This is a genomic window from Tabrizicola thermarum (assembly GCF_003574395.1).
GTDB lineage: Bacteria > Pseudomonadota > Alphaproteobacteria > Rhodobacterales > Rhodobacteraceae > Tabrizicola > Tabrizicola thermarum.
In genome coordinates this window covers 1-22,560 of record NZ_QMJY01000082.1, presented here as the reverse complement: position 1 = coordinate 22,560, position 22,560 = coordinate 1, and the positions used below count along the sequence as shown (strand labels likewise).

16 protein-coding genes and 2 tRNA genes are annotated in these 22,560 nt (G+C 66.3%); 8 read left to right on the top strand and 10 right to left on the bottom strand.

Annotation, left to right across the window (positions count from 1 at the left end; genetic code table 11):
- Positions 1 to 66: 66 nt before the first annotated feature.
- From D5084_RS15370 to D5084_RS15355, 4 genes are all read left to right on the top strand, one after another.
- Entirely contained in the window at positions 67 to 1,440 is a 1,374-nt protein-coding gene (locus tag D5084_RS15370; RefSeq protein WP_128516390.1) for an NAD(P)/FAD-dependent oxidoreductase, read from the top strand.
- Positions 1,441 to 1,510: 70 nt separating this feature from the next.
- Positions 1,511 to 2,815 (top strand): vanadium-dependent haloperoxidase, encoded by a 1,305-nt coding sequence (locus tag D5084_RS15365; protein ID WP_128516389.1) that lies wholly within the window; start codon positions 1,511 to 1,513, stop codon positions 2,813 to 2,815.
- The gene (locus D5084_RS15360) at positions 2,812 to 4,386 is read left to right on the top strand and encodes a CRTAC1 family protein (RefSeq protein WP_128516388.1); all 1,575 of its coding nucleotides are present in this window, start codon (positions 2,812 to 2,814) and stop codon (positions 4,384 to 4,386) included. The genes D5084_RS15365 and D5084_RS15360 overlap by 4 nt, the downstream gene beginning before the upstream one ends.
- 487 nt (positions 4,387 to 4,873) lie before the next feature.
- A complete protein-coding gene (locus D5084_RS15355; protein WP_238382676.1) occupies positions 4,874 to 5,992 on the top strand; it encodes a serine/threonine protein kinase in 1,119 nt (372 codons plus the stop codon).
- 21 nt (positions 5,993 to 6,013) lie between these two features.
- On the opposite strand, the gene D5084_RS15350 is transcribed toward D5084_RS15355, so the two are convergent.
- From D5084_RS15350 to tgt, 8 genes are all read right to left on the bottom strand, one after another.
- Entirely contained in the window at positions 6,014 to 7,225 is a 1,212-nt protein-coding gene (locus D5084_RS15350; protein WP_128516387.1) for an ABC transporter permease, read from the bottom strand.
- On the bottom strand, positions 7,222 to 7,950 hold the full coding sequence (locus D5084_RS15345; protein ID WP_128516386.1) for an ABC transporter ATP-binding protein: 729 nt from the start codon (positions 7,948 to 7,950) through the stop codon (positions 7,222 to 7,224). The genes D5084_RS15350 and D5084_RS15345 overlap by 4 nt, the downstream gene beginning before the upstream one ends.
- Position 7,951: 1 nt before the next feature.
- Positions 7,952 to 9,181 (bottom strand): efflux RND transporter periplasmic adaptor subunit, encoded by a 1,230-nt coding sequence (locus tag D5084_RS15340; protein WP_128516385.1) that lies wholly within the window; start codon positions 9,179 to 9,181, stop codon positions 7,952 to 7,954.
- 183 nt (positions 9,182 to 9,364) lie between these two features.
- Positions 9,365 to 9,440, bottom strand: a tRNA-Val gene (locus D5084_RS15335).
- 89 nt (positions 9,441 to 9,529) lie between these two features.
- Positions 9,530 to 9,604: transfer RNA gene (locus tag D5084_RS15330), tRNA-Val, on the bottom strand.
- 23 nt (positions 9,605 to 9,627) lie between these two features.
- Positions 9,628 to 10,017: an HU family DNA-binding protein gene (locus D5084_RS15325; RefSeq protein WP_128516384.1), complete on the bottom strand. Its 390-nt coding sequence runs from the start codon at positions 10,015 to 10,017 to the stop codon at positions 9,628 to 9,630.
- A gap of 154 nt (positions 10,018 to 10,171) precedes the next feature.
- Positions 10,172 to 12,568, bottom strand: coding sequence for an endopeptidase La (lon, locus tag D5084_RS15320; protein ID WP_128516383.1), 2,397 nt, complete (start codon positions 12,566 to 12,568; stop codon positions 10,172 to 10,174).
- 175 nt (positions 12,569 to 12,743) lie between these two features.
- Complete coding sequence (tgt, locus tag D5084_RS15315; RefSeq protein WP_128516382.1) at positions 12,744 to 13,874, bottom strand: tRNA guanosine(34) transglycosylase Tgt; 1,131 nt, start codon at positions 13,872 to 13,874, stop codon at positions 12,744 to 12,746.
- A 159-nt stretch (positions 13,875 to 14,033) separates the two neighbouring features.
- On the opposite strand from tgt, the gene D5084_RS15310 reads away from it, so the two are divergent.
- From D5084_RS15310 to D5084_RS15300, 3 genes are read left to right on the top strand one after another with little or no spacing between them, the layout of a single operon-like run.
- A complete protein-coding gene (locus tag D5084_RS15310) occupies positions 14,034 to 14,645 on the top strand; it encodes a TetR/AcrR family transcriptional regulator (RefSeq protein WP_128516381.1) in 612 nt (203 codons plus the stop codon).
- A 4-nt stretch (positions 14,646 to 14,649) separates the two neighbouring features.
- Positions 14,650 to 15,828, top strand: coding sequence for an efflux RND transporter periplasmic adaptor subunit (locus D5084_RS15305; protein WP_128516380.1), 1,179 nt, complete (start codon positions 14,650 to 14,652; stop codon positions 15,826 to 15,828).
- Positions 15,829 to 15,840: 12 nt separating this feature from the next.
- Complete coding sequence (locus tag D5084_RS15300) at positions 15,841 to 19,167, top strand: efflux RND transporter permease subunit (protein ID WP_128516379.1); 3,327 nt, start codon at positions 15,841 to 15,843, stop codon at positions 19,165 to 19,167.
- Positions 19,168 to 19,185: 18 nt separating this feature from the next.
- Here D5084_RS15300 and D5084_RS15295 read toward each other — a convergent pair whose 3' ends face one another.
- Positions 19,186 to 19,809, bottom strand: coding sequence for a TetR/AcrR family transcriptional regulator (locus tag D5084_RS15295; RefSeq protein WP_128516378.1), 624 nt, complete (start codon positions 19,807 to 19,809; stop codon positions 19,186 to 19,188).
- 128 nt (positions 19,810 to 19,937) lie between these two features.
- Between D5084_RS15295 and D5084_RS18895 the strand changes: the two genes are divergently transcribed.
- Entirely contained in the window at positions 19,938 to 21,962 is a 2,025-nt protein-coding gene (locus D5084_RS18895) for an NADH:flavin oxidoreductase (RefSeq protein WP_128516377.1), read from the top strand.
- Here the strand turns inward: D5084_RS18895 and D5084_RS15285 are convergent.
- On the bottom strand, positions 21,959 to 22,366 hold the full coding sequence (locus D5084_RS15285) for a Fur family transcriptional regulator (RefSeq protein ID WP_128516376.1): 408 nt from the start codon (positions 22,364 to 22,366) through the stop codon (positions 21,959 to 21,961). The two genes, D5084_RS18895 and D5084_RS15285, sit on opposite strands and share 4 nt — an antisense overlap.
- Between the last annotated feature and the right edge of the window lie 194 nt (positions 22,367 to 22,560).

Below are 22,560 nucleotides of genomic sequence, written 5' to 3'. Positions count from 1 at the left end.
AGCAACGGCCATTTGCCTTGAAATGCGCCCCGGCCTGTGGCCCCTTGGCCGAAAACAGGGGTAACCATGCGGATCGGCGATGTCTCTTTCTGGTATGCCGATATCGGCCTGCCCTACCGTCGCGCGCCGCTCGCGGGGGACACGACGGCGGATGTGGCGATCATCGGGGCGGGGTATACGGGGCTCTGGACTGCCTGGTATCTGAAGCAGGCGCAGCCCGCGCTGGATGTCCTGGTGATCGAGAAGGAATTCGCGGGCTTCGGCGCCAGTGGCCGGAACGGCGGCTGGTTGACGGGCGGCTTCGCCTGGAACCATGCGAGGTATCTTCAGACCTCGTCGGAACACGCTGTGCGCGCGATGGTCGAGGCGATGAACGGCACCGTGGACGAGGTGATCCGGGTGGCGGAAGCTGAAGGCATCGACGCCGACCTCCAGCGTACGGACGAGCTGATGGTGGCGACAAAGCCGGCACAGGTCGGACGGATGCGGGCCGAGATCGCGCATCGCCGGCACTGGGGCGAAGAGGATCGGGTGTTCGAGATGTCGGCCCGCGACCTGGAGGCCCGCATCCGCATTCCCGGGGCGCTGGGGGCGATGGTGGTGACGAACGTGGCCCGGGTCCAGCCCGCGAAACTGGTGCGCGGCCTGGCACGGGCGGTCGAACGCGCCGGAGTGCGGATCGTCGAGGGCACCACCGTCACGGGCTATGAGCCGGGGCTGGTGACGACCGACCGCGGCAGGGTCGAGGCCCCTGTCATCCTGCGCTGCACCGAAGGCTTCACCGCGGGCCTGCCGGGGCACAGGCGGGAATGGCTGCCGATGAATTCGGCCCAGATCGCGACCGAGCCGCTGCCGCCGGAAGTCTGGGAGAAGATCGGCTGGCAGGGCCATGAAATCGTGGGGGATTTCGCCAACGCTTACTGCTATTGCCAGCGCACGCGCGAGGGCCGGATCACCGTGGGCGCGCGGGGGGTACCCTACCGTTTCGGCTCGAACCTTGACACCAATGGCGCGCCCGACCCCGAGACGATCCGGCGGCTGACGGCGATCCTGCACCGGCATTTCCCCGCCGCAAGGGAGGCGCGGATCGACCATGCCTGGTGCGGCGTCCTGGGCGTGCCGCGCGACTGGTGCGCGACGGTGGGCCTCGATCCCGTCACGGGGCTGGGCTGGGCGGGGGGCTATGTGGGGGTGGGGGTTTCGACCTCGAACCTGGCGGGGCGGACGCTGGCCGACCTCGCCCTTGGGCGCGACACCGATCTGACGCATCTGCCCTGGGTCAACCGCAAGGTCCGTGACTGGGAGCCGGAACCCTTCCGCTGGCTGGGGGTGCACGGGATGTATGCGCTTCTGAACGCCGCCGACCGGCGCGAGGACCGGCCGGGTGCGGGCCCATCGAAACTGGCGGCACTGGGAAACTGGCTGACGGGCCGGGGCTGAGCCGCGCAAGCCGCTTGTCGGCGCGCAATGGCCTTGCCATAACAATGCGGCTCTGGGAGGAGGACAGCAGATGCCCCTTGACCGTCGTGGTTTCCTGGCCCTGACCGGGGCCTTTCTGGCTACACCCGCGCTTGCCGCCGACCGGGCCGACCTGTGCCGCACCGCTCTGCTTGACTGGTATCGGCTGGTGCTGGAACTGGTCCGTCACACCGCGACCTATTCTCCGCCGGTGGCCGCCCGCGCCTTTGCCTATGTCGGCATCATCGCGCATGAATCGCATGTCGGGCTGATCCCCGGACCCGTCACGCTGGCCGGACAGCTGAACGGCCTGACCGCCCTGCCCGCCCCCGCGCCGGGGCTCGACCCTGCCGCCGTGCTGGATGCGGCTCTGGGCAAGGCGATGGCCGATTACTTCGGCAACACCGGGCCCTCGGGCCAGGGTGCCATGCAGGCGATGGTGCGCAGGCTGGCCGAACGGATCGACGCGGACTTGCCGCCCGAGCTTGCCGCCAAAAGCCGCGCGCATGGGGTGGCCATCGCAGATCACGTCTGGAACTGGTCGCTGTCCGACGGCGGGGCCGTGGTGGAAAACCTTGGCTTTCCCTATGACTACACTTTCGGCGAAAACCCGAAGGACTGGGTGCCCACCAGCGACATCCGCATCCAGCAGGCGCCGTTGCTGCCGAACTGGGGGGCCAACAGGCCCTTCGCCATGCCCTCGACCGCAGCCTGCACCATTCCCGCGCATCCCGACTTCTCGACCGAGCCGGGCAGCGCCTTCCATGCGGCGGCGATGGAGGTTTACGAGGTCTCGAAATCGCTGACCGCCGAGCAGATCGAGATCGCGCGCTTCTGGTCGGACGACCCGATGCTGTCGCCCACCCCGCCCGGCCACTGGGTCAGCATCGTCCTGCAGATCGCCGAGCGCGACCGGATGCCCGCCGAGCGCACGGCGGCGGCGCTGGCGGTGCTGGGCGTGGCCATCGCCGACGGCTTCATCGGCTGCTGGGCCGAGAAATACCGCTGGAACCTCGTCCGTCCCGTCACCTACATCAAGCGCTACATCGACCCGAACTGGGAGACTCTGCTGATTACCCCACCCTTCCCGGAATATCCCTCGGGCCACTCGGTGCAGTCCGGCGCAGCCGCAGTGGCGCTGACGGCCTTTTTCGGCGAGGACTTCGCCTTCGAGGACGCCACCCATGCCGATGACGGTCTGGCCGTGCGCCGGTTCGCAAGTTTCCATGAGGCGGCCGAGGAAGCCGCGATCTCAAGGCTTTACGGCGGCATCCACTACCGGTTCGGCAACGAACAGGGGCTGGTGCAGGGCCGCTGCATCGGTGCCCATGCCGCGCGGCTGAAGACCTTCGCATGAGGGCCGCCTTGCGGCTTGCCGCCCCGCTGCTCTGCGTCCTGACCCCGGCATGGGCGGAACCTGCGGTCCCGGTTTTTACCGAGGAAACCGCAACTGCCGGGCTGGACACGGTCTATCAGGGCGACTGGGACTACATGGTCGGTGGCGGGGTTGCGACCTTCGACTGTTCCGGCGACGGCTTTCCCGAGGTCTTCCTGTCTGGCGGGGCTGGGCCGTCGGCGCTCTATCTCAACCGCAGCCACAGGGGCGGTGCGCTGGCCTTCGAGAAGACCGATGCGGTAACGCTGGACGCCGTGCTGGGCGCCTATCCTTTGGACATCGACAGCGACGGGGTGATGGACCTTGTGCTGCTGCGCCAGGGCGAGAACCGGCTGCTGCGCGGGCTGGGCGACTGCCGGTTCGAGCCCGCGAACGCAGCCTGGGGTTTCGACGGCGGCGATGCCTGGTCCACCGCCTTTGCCGCGATCTGGGAAACGGGGCAGACCTGGCCGACGCTGGCCATCGGCAACTACATCGACCGCAAGGAAGAGGCCTTTCCCTGGGGGTCCTGCACCGACAACTGGCTGCATCGACCGGAGGGGAACCGCTTCGCCGCGCCGATCCCGCTGACCCCGTCCTTCTGCGCCCTGTCGATGCTGTTCACCGACTGGAACCGCTCGGGACACCCATCCCTGCGCGTCTCGAACGACCGCGAATATTACAAGGGCGGGCAGGAACAGATGTGGCATCTGGAGCCGGGCCAGCCGCCGCGGCTTTACACCGAGGCCGAAGACGGCTGGAAGCGGCTGCGCATCTGGGGGATGGGAATCGCCAGCGCGGATGTGAACCTGGACGGGTATCCGGACTACTTCCTGACCTCGATGGCCGACAACAAGTTGCAGGTGCTGAAGGACCCCGCCTCGGGCAAACCCGATTTTGCCGACATCGCCTTCAAATCCGGCGCGACAGCGCACAAACCCTATACCGGGGGCGACGTGAAGCCCTCGACCGCCTGGCATCCGCAGTTCGCCGATGTGAACAACGACGGCGTGCAGGACCTGTTCGTGGCCAAGGGCAATGTGGCCAGGATGCCGGACTTTGCCATGAACGACCCGAACAATCTGCTGCTGGGTCAACCCGACGGCACCTTCGTCGAGGCCGGCGACCGCGCGGGCGTGGCAAGCATGGGCATCGCGCGGGGGGCGCAGGTCGTGGACCTGAACCTCGACGGCAAGCTGGACCTTGTGGTCGTGAACCGCTGGACCAAAGCCGAAGTCTGGCGTCAGACGAGCGAAGACCTGGGCGGCTGGGTGCAGGTTCGCCTGTCCCAGGAGGGGCCCAACCGGGATGGCATCGGTGCCGTGATCGAGATCCGGCGCGGCGATAGGGTCGAACGGCACGAGATCACCTCGGGCGGCGGACATGTCTCGGGGTCGGTCGGCTGGCTGCATTTCGGCCTTGGCGCCGCGCAATCGGCCGAGGTGCGGGTGATCTGGCCGGGGGGCGCAGAGGGCAAGTGGCAGACCTTGCCCGCGGGCAGTTTCACGATCCTGAAACCCGACGGAGCAGCCAGAGTCTGGGTGCCGGGCTAAGGATTTCGAATCAGCGACCCGGTAATAGGGCCTTCAGGGCTTTGCAATTTTCAGTGGTTGAAACCGAAAGATTTGCCCGCATGGGTTGAAAGTCCTGTCGGATTTTGGCAAGACAACGGCGCATCCTACTGGGATTACTGCTGAAATTGCCACACTGTGCAAAATGCAAAGATCTTCGCGCGCAAGCGATCCCTGATGCAAAACTCCATGTAAATCAAATATTTACGGGCGTGCGCTCTGATTGATGTTCCATAAGGCGGCGCGGGAAAGGATGCGCGCGTCGATCCGCCGTTTTTCCCACGGGTTGCAGATATTTGCGTCAGATCAGGCAGCGCGGCTACTATGTCCTGACGAAATGCAGTCGTTGCGGAGCTGGGCCGCAGCGAATTTGCCTTCGTGCAAGAGACGACAGGCGAATATGGCGCGACGCGGCAGTTCACTTGTCACGGTGTTTATCTGGTGAACGACCTGACAGACAGGTGTAGATGTGACGCAAGGCCCGACGCAGATCAGCAATCAGCTCGAAAGCGAGTTGGGCCGGGTGGACCCCGAATCCTTCGCGGATGACCTGAAGCCGGGGACCCAGCTTCTGGGCGGGCACTATACGATCGTCGGATTCCTGAACAGCGGCGGGTTCGGCATCACCTATCTCGCCAAGGACAACCTCGACCGGACGGTGGTCATCAAGGAATGCTTTCCGAACGCACTCTGCCGGCGCAGCACCAGCCTCGTCCGCGCCCGCTCACGCAAGCATCACAATGACTATCGCAGCTTCGTCGAAAGTTTCGTGGCCGAAGCGAAAAGCCTGGCACGCCTCGTGCACCCCAACATCGTCGGCGTGCATCAGGTCTTCGAGGACAACGACACCGCCTACATGGCGATCGACTTCATCGACGGGCGTGACCTGCATGACATCCTGAATTCCACCGATCAGGCCTTCACCCCCGATCAGGTGGTCGCGATGCTGAAGAAGATGCTGAGCGCGGTGGACTTCATCCACCAGGCTGGCATCCTGCACCGCGACATCAGCCCCGACAACATCCTGGTCGACAAGACCGGCAACCCGATCCTGATCGACTTCGGCGCCGCCAGCGAGCAGGTGGTCCGCGCGACCCGCGTGCTGACCGGTCGGCGGGTCATCAAGGAAGGCTATTCGCCGCAGGAATTCTACCTGACCGGGGCCGAACAAAGCCCGGCCAGCGATCTTTACTCGCTTGGCGCGACCTTCCACCATGTCATCTCGGGCAAGTCCCCGCCGGAAAGCCAGCGCCGACTTGCACGGGTGGCCGAGGGTGAGCCTGATCCATACGAACCTCTGGCCGGCCGCTTTGACGGCTACCCGCCCGGGTTCCTCGAGGCCATCGACAAGGCGGTGCGGGTGATGCCGCGCGACCGTATCCAGTCGGCGGGCGACTGGCTTGACTGGATCCGGATCGGCGAGGAAGGCGGGCCGCTGCCGGAAAGCCTGGTCGCGCCGCCGCCGCAAAGGACCAGGCCCGCGCCTGCGGCTTCGTCACCGGCGGGCGGTGCGGACCAGACGGGCAAGAGGGGTGCCAAGTCCCTTGTCGTGGAGGCCCTGGTCGCGCTGCGGATCCTGAAGCGGTAGCACGCTGGCGCAACGCCGGGGCTATTCGTGGCGAAGGGCGTCGATCGGGTCCAGCCTTGCGGCCTTGCGGGCCGGGAAAAAGCCGAAGATCACCCCGATCAGCGCCGAAAAGCCGAAGGCCAGCAGGACGATCACCAGCTGCGGCGCGAAGGGGATCGCCATGAACAGCGAGGCCCCGAAGGCCAGTGCCAGCCCGACGATCACCCCGATGATGCCCCCCACCAGCGACAGGACCACGGCCTCGACCAGGAACTGGGTGAGAACCTGACGGCTTTCCGCCCCGACCGCCAGCCGGATGCCGATCTCGCGCGTGCGTTCGGTCACCGACACCAGCATGATGTTCATGATCCCGATGCCGCCGACCAGAAGGCTGACCGCAGCCACCGAGGACAGCATTCCGGTCAGGACCGAGTTGATGCCGGACAGGACCTCGGCAATCTGGGCGCGATCGGTGATGGAGAAATCGTTCGCCTGATTGCCGGAAATCCGGCGGCGATCCCGCATCAGGGCCTCGATCTCGCGCGCGCCGCGTTGCGAGGAGACCTCCGGGGCCAGGGCGACCGAAATCGAGGTGACGTTGTCGTTGCCCAGCAGCCGCCGCTGGACCGTGCGGATCGGCATCAGCACAAGTTCGTCCTGATCCTGCCCGAAGGTCCCGGCCCCCTTGGCCTGAAGCAGGCCGATCACCTCGCAACTGACCTTGCCGACGCGCAGCTGCTGGCCCAGGGGGTCTGCGGTGCCGAAGAGCGTCTTGTGAACGGTCGCGCCGATGATGCAGACCGACGCGCCCGACCGGTCCTCGGCCGAGTTGAACCCCCGCCCGTGCCAGACGGTCCACCCCCCGACCTCAAGATAGCCGGAGGTCGCGCCGGTGATGCTGGTGGTCAGGTTCCCGTTGCCCGCCACGACAGTCTGGGTCGACGAGACCGTGGGCGAGACCGCCTTGACGACGGACAGTTCGCCCAGAGCCTCGGCGTCGCGCAGCGAGAACGGACGGGCGGATTGCGTGCTGACGGGCCCTGGTCCCATCCCGCGGCTTCCTGGTCGAAGGGACAGGACATTTGTGCCAAGGCTTTCGACGCTGGCCGCGACCGAGCGCGACGAGCCCTGCCCCACCGTGACCATGGCGATCACCGCCGCCACGCCGATCACGATCCCCAGCATGGTCAACGCCGAACGCAGCTTGTTGCGGCGCAGCGCCAGAAGGGCCAGGCGGACGGTTTCCCAGATCATGCCGGGGTCCGCTCGGGCACCGGCGCATCGGCGCGGATACGGCCATCGGCAAAGCTGACCAGCCGCCGGGCATAGGCCGCGATATCGTCTTCATGGGTGACCATGACGATGGTGATCCCGTCCTCGCGGTTCAGCTGTTGCAGAAGGCGCATGATTTCGTGGCTGCGGTGGCTGTCGAGGTTGCCGGTCGGCTCATCCGCAAGGATGACCATCGGTTCCCCCACCAGGGCGCGGGCGATGGCGACGCGCTGCTGCTGGCCGCCGGACAGTTGCGAGGCGTCGTGGCCTTCGCGCCCGTCGAGACCCACCTTGTGCAAGGCTGCGCGCGCGCGCTCGATCCGTTCGGCGCGGGGCATCCCCTTGTAGATCAGCGGCAGTTCGACGTTCTCCAGCGCCGAAGTCCGGGGCAAGAGGTTGAAGCCCTGGAACACGAAGCCCAGGAAATGGCGACGCAGCAGCGCGCGGCGGTCCCGGTCAAGGTCCTGCACTTCGACCCCGTTGAACAGGTAGCGGCCAGAGGTCGGGCGGTCGAGCAGTCCGATGATGTTCATCGTGGTGGATTTCCCCGACCCGGATGGCCCCATGACGGCGACGAACTCGCCCTGTCGGATGATGAGGTCGGTATGATCCAGGGCGCGGACCTCGGTTTCGCCGGACCCATAGGTGCGGCTGACGTCCGAAAGCTCGATCAACGGCGGCCTGGACGGACCCGGGGTCGCAACCATGTCAGTTCACCGTGCGCTGGTCGACGATCACCCTGTCGCCCTCGGCCAGCCCTTCGGCGGTGATCGCGGTCAGTCGGCCGTCGGTGTCCAGGGGCTGCACCGGCACTTCGGTCGGGACGTCGTTGCGCAGCACCCAGACCGACTGGGTGGTCGAGGTGCCCAGGGTCAGCGGTGGCGATGATCGTCTGGGCATGATCATTCCCAGCAGGCCCTGCCCACCGGAGCCACCGTCCTCTTCGGCCTGTTGCGGCGGAGCATAGCGCAGGGCGGCGTTCGGGACGCGAAGGGCATCCTTTTGCACCGTCACCGCGATGGTTGCCGTTGCGGTCATGCCGGGACGGAGCAGGCCGTCGCTGTTGTCCACCGACAGGATCGCCTTGTAGGTGACGACGCCATCGGTGGTTTCAGGGGCGTAGCGGACCGTGGTGATCGTGGCGGGAAAGCTGCGGTCGGGGAAGGCGTCGACGGTGAATTGCGCCGTGTTTCCCACCGCCACACGCCCGATATCGGCCTCGTCCACGTCAACGCGCAGTTCCATCCGGTCCAGATCCTCGGCCAGAGTGAAGAGGACCGGCGCATTCAGCGAGGCGGCGACGATCTGGCCGGGTTCGGCAGCGCGGTTCAGCACGACACCGGAGATGGGCGAACGGATCGTGGCCTTCTTCAACTCGTTCTCGGCCTCGGAGACGCGGGCCCTGGCCAGAGCGACCTCGGCCATGGCGCCATCGACCATTGCCCGGGCCCGGTCGCGGGCGACCTCGGAGGCGATCATCTTCAACCGGGTGCTTTGCCCGCGCTTGTCGAGTTCGGCCTGCGACTCGTAGTTGGCCTCGGCCTCGCGCGCGGCGGCTTCGGCCTGTTTCAGGCTGGCCTCGGCGGCCTGCAACTGGGCGCGACTGGTCTGGAGGACATCGTTCAGCTTGGTGTCATCCAGGCGGGCCAGCACCTGCCCCACCTCGACCCGGTCGTTGAAGTCGACCGCAACTTCGGCCAAAGCGCCCGACAGTTCCGACGAGACGTCGACCTGCGTGGTCGGCTGCACCGATCCGGTCGCCGTCACCGTCACCACGACGTCGCCGCGCGTCACTTCGACCGTCTCGTAGCGGACCGTCCCCGCGGGCCTCACCCAAGCGAACCAGACCCAGGCACCAAGCCCGGCCAGCAGCACCATGATCGACAGGAGCCAGACCCAGCGACGGCGCGGCCGCTTGCGCGCAAGGATGCGCTTCATCTCGTCTGCCGGATCGGGTTTCGTGACCGCCCCGGACGTTGCGCCACCATCTGCCAAGCCGTTCTCCCGTCCAAGACCCCCCTGCCGCGTCCGCAAGGCTAGCACAGCGGCAAGGCAGCTGCCGTCTGATCTAACGCCGCAGCGACGAATTTCCGTCACGATGCCGTTGAAGTGATGCGAAAATGGTGGGCGGTGAGGGACTCGAACCCCCGACATTCTCGGTGTAAACGAGACGCTCTACCAACTGAGCTAACCGCCCCCGCCCCGGTGCCTACCGCGCGGGGTCCGGCGTGACAAGCCCCTCGGCCAAGCAAAAGGCGCGCCGGGTGGGGCGCGCCTTGCAGGAAATGGTGGGCGATAACGGATTTGAACCGCTGACATCTTCGATGTGAACGAAGCGCTCTACCGCTGAGCTAATCGCCCGAAACCTGTTCGTCACGGGGCTTTTAGCCATCCTCTCGGTCGTCTGCAAGGGCCAATCCGGCAGCCTTCGCGCCATCCGCCAGACGCAGCTTCAGAGTCAGCGCCGGACCCTTGTTCTTGACGACGCGCAGCTTGCCCAAGGGCGGCACCGTCAGCGCCTTGCCCGTGGCGAGGGCTTCACCCAGCGCGGCGAGCGTGGCTTCGACCGCTCTTTTGACTTCGGGCTTCTTGCCGCCGGTTGCCGTGGCCACATTGTCGATCAGGTCCCTTAGCTTGAACACGCCGACCGCCGGGTCGGGTGTGGCGGGCGAGGCGACGACTTTCAGATCCGGCTTTGCCGTGGCGGGCGCCGCTTTCGGTCTGGCGACGGGTTTCGCAGCCTTGGCGGCCTTCTGTTCGGTGTCCTTGGGCATGCGCGGAGCCATTTGCCTGTTCATCCTTCCGGTTTCGCTCGGACACAGAGGATAGATCGGCCTTCCGGTCAGGGCCAGCCAATTCCCGACTGGCCAAAGGCAAAGGCGCGCCCTTGCGCGCGCGCCTTCACCGGTGCCTTCCGTGCCGGTCGGGTCAGTGGGCAGTCGGACTGGGCGGCATCGCAGCCGCCGCCTTGGCCGCCGCCGCTGCCTCTTCTGCCGCCTCGTCCCATTCCACGGGCTCCGGCTGGCGCACCAGCGCCTGGGCCAGGACCTCGCGGACATGGCTGACGGGGATGATCTTCAGGCCCTGCTTCACGTTCTCGGGGATTTCCGCCAGGTCCTTGGCGTTCTCCTCGGGAATGAAGACGGTCTTGATTCCCCCGCGCAGCGCGGCGAGCAGCTTCTCCTTGAGGCCCCCGATCGGCATGGCATTGCCGCGCAAGCTGACCTCGCCGGTCATGGCGATATCCTTGCGCACCGGGATGCCGGTCAGCACCGAGACGATGGAGGTCACCATCGCCAGACCGGCCGAGGGTCCGTCCTTGGGCGTCGCGCCATCGGGGACGTGGACGTGGATGTCGATCGTGTCGAACTTCGGCGGCTTGACCCCGATCTGGGGCGCGATCGAGCGGACATAGCTTGCCGCCGCGTCGATCGATTCCTTCATCACATCGCCCAGTTTCCCGGTCGTCTTCATCCGGCCCTTGCCCGGCAGCTTCAGCGCCTCGATCTGCAAAAGATCGCCGCCGACAGAGGTCCAGGCCAGACCCGTCACCACGCCGACCTGATCCTCCTTCTCGGCCAGGCCATAGCGATAGCGCTGGACGCCCAGATATTCCTCGACCTTCGCGGGATCGACCTCGACGCGCTTGGTCTTGCCCTTCAGGATGTCGGTCACGGCCTTGCGGGCCAGCTTGGCGATCTCGCGCTCCAGGTTCCGCACGCCCGCCTCGCGGGTGTAGTAGCGGATGACATGATTCAGCGCCTCGTCCGAGATGCTGAATTCGCCCTTCTTCAGACCGTTGGCCTTGATCTGCTTGGGCAGGAGGTGATGTCTGGCGATCTCGCGCTTTTCGTCCTCGGTGTAGCCCGCCAGGGGGATGATCTCCATCCGGTCCATCAAGGGGCCCGGCATGTTGTAGGAGTTCGCCGTGGTGATGAACATCACGTTGGACAGGTCGTATTCAACCTCCAGATAGTGGTCGATGAAGGTGTTGTTCTGTTCGGGGTCCAGCACCTCCAGCAGGGCCGAGGCCGGGTCGCCCCGGAAATCCTGGCCCATCTTGTCGATCTCATCCAAGAGGATCAGCGGGTTGGTGGTCTTGGCCTTCTTCAGCGACTGGATGATCTTGCCCGGCATGGACCCGATATAGGTCCGCCGGTGCCCGCGGATTTCGCTTTCATCCCGCACGCCGCCAAGGCTGATGCGGATGAACTCGCGCCCCGTGGCCTTGGCGACCGACCGGCCCAGCGAGGTCTTGCCCACGCCCGGAGGGCCGACAAGGCACAGGATCGGACCCTTCAGCTTGGTCGAGCGCGCCTGCACCGCCAGATATTCGACGATCCGCTCCTTGACCTTTTCCAGCCCGTAGTGGTCGGCGTCCAGCACCTTCTGCGCGGCAGCAAGGTCCTTCTTGGTGCGCGACTTGACGCCCCACGGAACCCCGAGAAGCCAGTCCAGATAGTTGCGCACCACCGTCGCCTCGGCCGACATCGGCGACATCGACTTCAGCTTCTTCAGCTCGGCCTCGGCCTTTTCCCTGGCCTCCTTGGACAGGGCGGTCTTCTTGATCCGCTCTTCCAGTTCGTTGATCTCGTTCTGGCCGTCCTCGCCGTCGCCGAGTTCGCGCTGAATGGCCTTCATCTGCTCATTCAGATAGTACTCGCGCTGGGTCTTCTCCATCTGGGTTTTGACCCGCGACTTGATCTTCTTTTCCACCTGAAGGACGGAAAGCTCGCCCTGCATGTGGCCGTAGACCTTTTCCAGCCGCTCGGCGATGTCCAGCGTTTCCAGGATCGCCTGTTTCTGCGCGACATCCACGCCCAGATGGCCGGCCACGAGATCCGCCAGCCGCGCGGGGTCGCGCGTGTCGGACACGGCGGCCACCGCCTCTTCGGGGATGTTCTTCTTGACCTTGGAATACCGCTCGAATTCCTCGCTGACCGCGCGGACCAGCGCCTCGACGGCCGTAGGATCGCCCTCGGTCTCGACCAGCATCTCGGCCGTGGCTTCGAAGAAGGCCGGGTTCTCGACAAATCCGGTGATCTTCACGCGCGACTTGCCCTCGACCAGCACCTTCACGGTGCCGTCGGGCAATTTCAGGAGTTGCAGCACATTGGCCAGCACGCCCACGCGGAAAATGCCATCGGTCTGCGGATCGTCCGCAGTCGGGTCCTTCTGCGAGGACAGAAGGATCTGCTTGTCGTCCTGCATTACCTCTTCCAGAGCGCGGACCGATTTCTCGCGGCCCACGAACAGGGGCACGATCATGTGGGGAAACACCACGATGTCGCGCAGGGGCAGGACCGGATAGCTTTGGGTGCTCATGTGTCTACCTTCACTCGCGGCAGCGCTACGGGGTCCCGACCATCGGCAACCCTGCCCGCTCCGCCTGTCAGATGCGTTAACTTGTGGTCCCCGGCGAAGGGTTTCAAGTTCCCGCTTGGTTCGCCAGAATGAACCTCTGCGTGAAGAGGTGCAAGGCGGGAATGAAGGGCCCTTTTCAAAGCGGCTCGACATCCCCCTCGGCGCGCAGCGCGTGAAAGCCGGCCACGAACGCGGCCAGAGACCCCGCCGCGATCGCATTGCGCAACCCCTGCATCAGGACCTGATAATAATGCAGGTTGTGCCAGGTCAGAAGCATCGACCCGATGATCTCGTCCGCCTTGACCACATGATGCAGATAGGCGCGCGAATAGCCGCGGCAGGCGGGGCACTGGCAGCCGTCCTCCAGCGGGCGCGGGTCGTCCTTGTGGCGGGCGTTGCGCAGGTTCACCTGGCCCCGGGCCGTCCAGGCCTGACCCGTGCGTCCCGACCGCGAGGGCAGCACGCAGTCCATCATGTCGATACCGCGTTCCACCGCGCCCACGATGTCGTCGGGCTTGCCCACCCCCATCAGATAGCGCGGCTTGTCGGCGGGCAGGAACCCCGGCGCATAGTCGAGGACACCGAACATCGCCTCCTGCCCCTCGCCCACCGCCAGCCCCCCCACGGCATAGCCGTCGAAACCGATGGACTTCAGCGCCTCGGCCGATTCCTCGCGCAACTCGCGCGTCACACCGCCCTGCATGATGCCGAACAGCGCATGCCCGGGACGGTCGCCGAAGGCGTCGCGCGACCGCTGCGCCCAGCGCATCGACAGACGCATCGCCCGGGCGACCTCGGCTTCGGTCGCAGGCAACGCCGGGCATTCGTCGAAGCACATCACGATGTCGGACCCCAAGAGGCGCTGGATCTCCATGCTGCGTTCCGGGGTCAGCATGTGCCTGGACCCGTCGAGATGGGACGAGAAGCGCACCCCTTCCTCGGTCAGTTTTCGCAGCGGCCCCAGGGACATGACCTGAAACCCGCCACTGTCGGTCAGGATCGGCCTGTGCCAGTTCATGAAGCGATGCAGACCGCCCAGCGCCGCGATCCGTTCGGCCGTGGGGCGCAGCATCAGATGGTAGGTGTTGCCAAGAAGGATGTCGGCGCCCGTGGCGGCCACGCTTTCCGGCAGCATCGCCTTGACGGTCGCGGCCGTCCCCACCGGCATGAAGGCCGGGGTCCGGATCTCGCCCCGAGGCGTGCGGATGACCCCGGTCCGGGCCGCGCCGTCGGTCGCCGCAACAGTGAATCCAAAGCCCGTGGCCATGCACACTCCCCCTCTTCTTCCGCCCGTTTGAGCGAAATCCTCCGAAAAGTGAAGCGGAACACATCCGATTGCGCCCCGCCCGCGTATTTCTTCTTGACGTTTCCGTAACGGTAGCTACCTAGCGTGAATGAACGTTCATTCCCAGCCGATCCATCCGCCATGTCATCCGTCCTAGCCCCCGCCGCCGAAGAGCGCAGCCACGAGATCCTCGCCTCGATCCGGCAGGCCTTTGCCGAAAAGGGCTTTGACGGAGCCTCGATGCAGGACCTTGCGCGTGCCGCGGGAATGAGCGTTGGAAATTTCTACCGCTATTTCCCGTCCAAGGCCGCCATCGTCGAGGCCATGTGCGGCTATGACCTGTCCGAAATCCAGAGCGAGTTCGCCCAGATCCAGACGTCGGACAGACCCATGGCCTGCCTGCGCGAGCGTATCCTCAAACACTTTTCCGAAGAGTCGACGAAGGACGGCCAGCTTTGGGCCGAAATCACCGCTGCCGCGATCCGCAAGCCCGAGATCGGCGAAGCGGCCCGGCAGATGGAAGAGACAATCGTTTCGATGCTGACAACTGTCTTTGCTCATGTGACCCGACGCACGATCGAGGACGCCCGAAAGCGCTATGAGGGTCAGTGCCAGATGCTGGTGATGCTGGTGAAGGCAATGGCGACCCGAACCGCCCAATGCGGTCCGGCCAGCCCCGCGCTTGCAGCGCAGGTGGTGGCCGTGATCGACCGAATCCTCCTTGATGTCTCCAGTGACCGTGCAGAAGGCTGACCCCATGCGCCCGACCCTGATCCTTGTCGCCGTTCTTGCCTTTGGAAGCCCTGCGCTTCCCGCCGCAGCCGAGGAAGCCGCAGCCGCCGGGGCGACGACCCCTGCCCTGCCCGCGATCTCGGTCACAGAGGTTGCCTCGATGCGCCTGTCCGACCGGATCATCGCCTCGGGCCTGATTGCGGCGGTCGAAGAGGTGCAGGTCGCGCCCCTGATCGAAGGTCAGCCGCTGGAGAGCCTGCGCGTCGATGTGGGGGACATGGTGACGGAAGGTCAGGTCCTTGCTGTCCTGTCCCGGACGACGCTGGAGTTGCAGAAATCCGAGGCCGAGGCCTCGCTGGCCGCCGCCCGGGCGACGATCGCTCAGGCCGAGGCGCAGCTGGTCGAGGCGCAGTCCGCGGCGGCCGAAGCCGACCGCGTGGCCGCGCGCACCGCAAAGCTGCGGGAAAGCGGCACGGTGCCGCAGGCGACGCTGGACACGGTAAGCGCCAACCAGACCGCCGCGCATGCGCGCGTGATGGTGGCCAGGCAGGGTCTGGAATCGGCCCGCGCGCAGCTGGCGCTGACCGAAGCCCGGCTGAAGAACGTCGAACTTATGCTGTCGAGGACCGAGGTGAAGGCCCCGGTCGCGGGCAAGGTCATCGCGCGCAACGCCAGGATCGGCGCCATTGCCACGGCGGCAGGTCAGCCGATGTTCGTCATCGCCCGCGACGCCGCGCTGGAGTTGCGGGCCGATGTCGCGGAAGCCGACCTGATGCGGCTGGCCCCCGGCCAGAAGGCAAGGCTGCGCGCCATCGGCATGACCGAAACGCTGGAGGGCACCGTCCGCCTGGTCGAGCCGACCATCGACCCGCTGACCCGACTGGGGCGGGCACGGATCCAGGTTGACCGGGCGGGCGACTTGCGCTCCGGCATGTTCGTCGAGGCCGAAATCCTGGCCGCCGAGCGCGAGACCCTGGCGGTTCCGGTCACGGCGATCGGTTCCGGCCCCGAGGGAAGCTCGGTGATGCGTGTCCGGAACGGCGTGGTGGAGAGGGTCCCCGTCACCACGGGCATCCGCGACGGCGGCATGGTCGAGGTTATCGGCAGTCTCGCGGCTGGCGATCTGGTCGTGTTGAAGGCAGGCGCCTTTGTCCGCGCGGGCGACCGCATCAACCCGGTGGTCGCACCGGCACCCACGAACTGAGGGGAGCGCGTGATGAACTTTTCCGCCTGGTCGATCCGCAATCCCGTCGCCCCTCTGCTGGCGTTCTTCCTGTTCATGGTGCTGGGCTGGCAAAGCTTCAACAGCCTGCCGATCACCCGTTTCCCGAACATCGACGTGCCGCTGGTTGCCGTCACCGTCGCGCAGTCGGGTGCGGCGCCCTCCGAGATGGAAAGCCAGATCACCAAGGAGATCGAGGACGCCGTCGCCGGATTGACCGGGGCCAAGCGCGTGACCTCCACGGTGACCGACGGCGTGTCCACGACGGTCGTGGAATTCCGCATGGAAGTGCCGACGGAAAAGGCGGTGCAGGATGTCAAGGATGCCGTGGACCAGATCCGTGGCGACCTGCCGGGCGGGATCGAGGACCCTATCGTCACCCGCATCGACGTCGAGGGCCAGGCGATCATGACCTTCGCGGTCACCTCGCCCGACATGACGATGGAAGAGATCAGCTGGTTCGTCGATGACACGGTGACGCGCGCGCTTCAGGGCAAGCCGGGCATCGGCCGCGTCACCCGCATCGGCGGGGCGGACCGGGAAATCCGCGTCGAGCTCGATCCGGTCCGGCTGGCCAGCTATGGCGTCACCGCCCAGGCCATCAGTGCCCAGATTGCTGCAACCAACGTGAACCTTGGCGCGGGCAAACTTCAGCTTGGCAATGGCGAGCAGGTCATCCGCGCTCTCGGCGACAGAGGCACGGTGGAAAGCCTGGCCGAGACGACCATCGCCCTGCCGTCGGGACGGTTCGTCAAGCTGTCCGACCTGGGCCGGATCATCGACAGCTACGAGGAGATGAAGAGCTTCTCGCGGATCGACGGCGAGACAGGGGTCACCTTCCTGGTCTTCCGGTCCAAGGGCGCGTCCGAAGTCAGCGTGGCCGAGATCACCAACAAGGTGGTCGAGGACCTGCGCCGCCAGAACCCGAACGTGGCCATCACCATGGTCGACGATTCCGTCTTCTACACCTATGGCAACTACGAATCGGCGATCAACACCCTGCTGGAAGGCGCGCTTCTGGCCGTCATCGTGGTGCTGGCCTTCCTGCGCAACTGGCGCGCGACGCTGATCGCCGCCATCGCCCTGCCGCTGTCGGCGGTGCCGACCTTCTGGCTGATGGACCTCCTGGGCTTCTCGCTGAACCTGGTCAGCTTCCTGGCGCTGACGCTGGCCACCGGCATCCTGGTCGATGACGCCATCGTCGAGATCGAGAACATCGCCCGGCACATGCGCATGGGCAAGACGCCCTACCGCGCCGCCATCGACGCCGCCGACGAGATCGGCCTTGCCGTCATCGCCACCAGCGCGACCATCGTCGCGGTCTTCGTGCCGGTCAGCTTCATGCCCGGCATTCCGGGACAGTATTTCCGCCAGTTCGGGCTGACCGTCGCCATTGCCGTCCTGTTCTCGCTGGCCGTGGCACGGCTCATCACGCCGATGATGGCCGCCTATCTGATGCGATCGAAGGACGCGGTGGGTCATGCCGAGGGTCACAAGGATGGTCGCTTCATGCGCGGCTATCTGTGGCTGGTGCGCAGCACGACCAAGGTGCGCCGGTCCAAACGCTGGCCCTGGCTTGCGCTGCCGACCTATTACATCACGGTCGTCGTGGCCGTGATCGTGGTGATCTTCTCGGTCTTCGCGATGCTTCAGGTCCCCGGCAGCCTGTTCCCGCCGGAAGACGAAAGCCGGATCGTGGTCTCGGTCGAACTGCCGCCCGGCTCGACCTTGGACGACACGGCGGCCACCACGGACGTCATGCGCGACGTTGTCAGGAAGATCGACGGGGTGAAATCCGTCCTGGTGATCGGCGGATCGACCCCGCTTGGCGACCGCGACATCCGCCGCGCCACCTTCACCATCATCCTCGACCGCCTCGACAACGGGCTGGAACGCAAGCTGATCGACCTGGGCCGCGCCCTGCCCGTCATCGGCAGCCTGATCCCCGAAATCCCCTCCGAAGGCCGTCTGCGCCCGCAGCACGAGATCGAGACCGAGGTCTTCGAGGCGCTGAAAGCCGTCCCCGACGTCCGCGCCTTCAAGATCGGCGGCCCCGGCGGCGGCTCGCGGCCCTTTGCCTTCGACATCCTGTCGACGGACGAGAACGACCTGGACGAGGCGGTCCGCAAGATCGAAGAGGCGCTGCGCGACGAACCGATGTTCCTCAGCCCCTCGACCGAGGCCGCCCTGCCCCGCCCGGAAATCCAGATCACGCCGAAGGCGGATGAGGCCGCGCGGCTGGGTGTCACCGTCCAGCAGATCGCCTCGGTGGTCCGCGTCGCCACCATCGGCGATGTCTCGGCCGCGCTTGGCAAGCTGTCGATCGACAACCGCCTGGTGCCGATCCGGGTCCGGCTGGACGATGCCTCACGCGAAAATCTGGCCAGGATTTCCGCGTTGAAGGTGATGACCTCGGCCGGGCCCGTGCCCCTGTCCGCCGTCGCCACCGTCGAGGTCGCCGAGGGCCCCTCGGTCGTCAAACGGCTGAACCGGCTGCGCGTCGCCACGCTCGGGGCCGACATTGCGCCGGGTTACGTCCTCGACCAGGCCACCGAACGATTCAACCAGATCCTGCCGACCCTCGGCCTGCCCGCGACGGTCAAGGTCACGCCCTCAGGGGATGCCGAGATCCAGGCGGAACTGGTGGGCAGCTTCGTCAACGCGATGGTGATGGGCGTCCTTCTGATGATGTTCGTGCTGATCCTGCTGTTCCACTCGCTTCTGCAACCGCTGACCATCATCCTGTCGTTGCTCCTCTCGGTCGGCGGGGTGGCGACGGCGCTGATCGTGACGCAGAACCCGCTGTCGATGCCCGTGCTGATCGGCATCCTGATGCTGATGGGGATCGTGGCGAAGAACGCCATCCTTCTCATCGACTTCGCCATCGAGATGCGGGTCCGCGGCATGAAGCGGATCGAGGCGGTGATCGAGGCCGGGCACAAGCGCGCCCAGCCCATCGTGATGACCTCAATCGCGATGTCGGCGGGGATGCTGCCCTCGGCCTTGGGCGTTGGCGAAGGCGGGGCCTTCCGGTCGCCCATGGCGATCGCGGTGATGGGCGGGATCATCGTCTCGACGGTCCTGAGCCTTGTGGTCGTCCCGTCGATGTATCTGGCGATGGACGACCTGTCGCGCTTCTTCTCTTGGATCCTGGGCCGGTTCATCGGCAAGAAGGAGGTGGAACGCGAGGCCCCCGATCCGCTGGCCATCGCCGATGCCCTGGCGCGCAATCAGGTGGATGTGGCGGTCTTGCAGAACCGGATTTCGGTGCTTGAGGCGGCTCTGGTGCGCAACGTGCCAAAGCCACATGCGGCCGAGTAGACCGGCAAGGGCACGGGGTCAATCGGCTCCGTGCCGCTTGCGGAAGGCCGCGATTTCGGCCGCGCTGGGGGCGACACCGCAGAAAGTCAGCACATAGGGCGGCACCCGGTCCATGCGGACCTGAAGGCTTTCCTCTGATCGCAGCGCGATATAGCCGACCTGGGTCAGATAAAGCGTCCGCGCCCTTGTATCCGCTTCGGTTGCAGCATAGCCAAAACGCCGGAACAGCCCGGTGATCGCCGCAACCCTGATTTCATCCGCCTCCGACATCGCAGCCGCGACGCCGGCATCGGTCAGCGACCAGGTCCGCATCGCGAACTCCAGCCGGCTGTCGAACAGGTCGCTGTCGTACCAGCAGTCGAACAGGTTCAACAGCGCCTCGGTGATGGTGGCTGCCGGGGCCTCGCAGCGCGCGACCAGATTGGCGGTGTTGCGGCTGCGCCACCTGTCCACCAGTCCCGACAGAAGCGCCTCACGATCGGGGAAATGCCAGTAGAACGAGGTGCGGGACAGACCGAGGCGTTCGGCCAGCGGCATCACCTTGACCGCATCGACGCCGCCCTCGACCAGAAGGTCATAGGCCGCGTCCAGCCAGATGTCCGGCGTCCCCCGCCAGCCGCGTTCCGGTCTTTCCATCGTCATGCCCCACCCTAGGCCGCAGGGCACCGCCAAGACAAGACCGGCAAACTCGACATAAGTGTCGGGTTTCCGATTGCGCGCGGCCGGGCAGCAATCTAGCATCGCCGCATCCTTGTCAGCGGGCCTTTTCCATGTCGAACGATCCCCTTCTCCAGCCCTACCGCCTGAAGCACCTGAAGCTGCGCAACCGGATCATGACCACCAGCCACGAGCCCGCCTACGGCGAGGACGGGATGCCCAAGGATCGCTACCGGCTGTATCATCTGGAACGCGCGAAGGCCGGGGTGGCGATGGTGATGACGGCGGGCTCGGCCAGCGTCAGCCGCGACAGCCCGCCGGTGTTTTCCAACCTTCTGGTCTGGAAGGACGAGATCGTGCCCTGGATGAGGCGGCTGGTGGATGACTGCCACGCGGCCGGGGCTGCGGTGATGATCCAGCTTTCCCATCTCGGGCGCCGCACGCGCTGGGACAAGGGCGACTGGCTGCCCGTCGTCTCCTCGACCCACGAACGCGAACCGGCGCACCGGGCGACGCCAAAGCCGGCCGAGGACTGGGACATCGCCCGCATCCTGCGCGACTATGCCGATGCCGCCGAACGGATGAAGGAGGCCGGGGTGGACGGGATCGAGTTCCTGTGCCACGGCCATCTGCTGGACCAGTTCATGTCGCCGCTGACGAACATCCTGCCCCCGCCCTATGGCGGCAGCCTGGAGAACCGCGCGCGGCTGACGCTCGAGATGCTGGCGGCCGTCCGGGCACGGGTGGGGCCCGAAATCATCCTCGGGCTTCGCTACGGTGTGGACGAGATGGAGCCGGGCGGGATCGACATCGAGGAGGGCGTGGCGCTTGGCCGGATGTTCCGCGACAGCGGGATGGTGGACTATCTGAACGTCAACCGCAGCCGCATCCACACCGACCCGGCGATGACCGACATGATCCCGGTGCAGGGCATGCGATCCGCCCCGCATCTGGACTTCGCGGGCCGGATCCGGGCCGAGGTCGGGATGCCGGTGCTGCACGCCTCGCGCATCCCGGACGTGGCGACGGCCCGGCACGCGGTGGCGACCGGTCAGGTCGACATGGTGGGGATGACGCGGGCGCACATTGCCGACCCGCATATCGTGCGCAAGATCATCGAGGGGCGCGAGGACGACATCCGGCCCTGCGTCGGCGCGACCTATTGTCTGGACCGGATCTATCAGGGCGGGATGGCGCTGTGCATCCACAACCCCTCGACGGGCCGCGAGGCGACCCAGCCGCATCAGATCGGGAAGGCTCCGGTGCGGAAGAAGGTCGTCGTCGTGGGGGCCGGCCCCGCGGGTCTGGAGGCCGCCCGGGTGGCTGGCGAACGCGGGCATTCGGTGGTGGTCTTCGAGGCGGCCGGACAGGCGGGCGGACAGGTCCGGCTGACCGCGCAGTCGAAGCGGCGGGCCGAGATGATCGGGATCATCGACTGGCGCATGGCCCAGTGCACCCGCCTTGGGGTGGAGTTCCGCTTCAACGCCTGGGCCGAGGCGGAGGACGTGCTGGCCGAAAGCCCCGACGTGGTGGTGATCGCCACGGGCGGGATGCCCACGACGAGCCTGCTGGCCGAGGGGAACGATCTGGTCGTCACCTCCTGGGACATCCTGTCGGGCGACGCGAAGCCGGGGACGAACGTGCTGATCTACGACGAGGCGGGCGACCACGCCGCGTTGCAGGCAGCACAGCTGATCGCCGAGGCCGGGGGCCGGGTCGAGGTGATGACGCGCGACCGGACCTTCTCGCCGGAAGTGATGGGGATGAACCTCGTGCCCTACATGCGGGCCTTGCAGGACAAGGATGTGACCTTCACGGTGACTTACAGACTGGACGCCGTGCGCCGGGCGGGGAACCAGCTTCTGGCGGTGATCGGGTCGGATTACATGAAGCTGAACAGGACGCAGGTCCATGACCAGGTGGTCGTCAACGGCGGGACGCAGCCTCTCGCCGACCTCTATTTCGACCTGAAGCCAGCCGCGGGGAACAGGGGGGCGGTGGACTATGACGCGCTCATCGACGGGCGACCGCAGCCTGCCGTGGACGGGTTCCAGCTCTACCGGATCGGCGACGCAGTCGAGGCGCGGAACACCCATGCGGCGATCTACGATGCGCTGCGGCTGGTGCGGACGGTCTAGGTCCGCTTGCGGCAGTAGAGTTCCATCCGGTGGTGGACGATCTCGTAGCCCAGCTCGGCGGCGATCTGGCGCTGGAGGTCCTCGATCTTCTCCGACCGGAATTCGGTGATCTCTCCGGTGTCGAGGTCGATGATGTGGTCGTGGTGGGGGGTGTCCGCCACCTCATACCGCGCGCCGCCGTTTTCGAGGGCGAGCCGCAGCACCACCCCTTCCCGCTCCAGGACCGAGAGGGTGCGATAGACGGTGGCCAAGGACAGGCTGTCGTCGAGGGTGCGGGCGCGGCGGTGAAGCTCGGCCGCGTCGGGGTGGTCGGAGGCCTCGGTCAGGACCTTGAGCAGCGCCTCGCGCTGGCGGGTCACGCGCACGCCGGTCTCACGCAGGGCCTGTTTCGGGGTCGGTTTCATGGGATGCGATGGTAGCGGGGGGGCGCGGTGCGGTCAAACGCTTGGGCTGCGCCACGCGCGGCGCTTTGGTCCTGCCAAGGGATTCCAAGGGGTTAGGCGCGGGCGTTCACGATTGGTTAACTCAAGTTCCAAGTGCAACGGTTGTTGTTGTTTTTTCGAGTTCCTCGGCGAGGGCCTGTGCTGGTGTTTTCCAG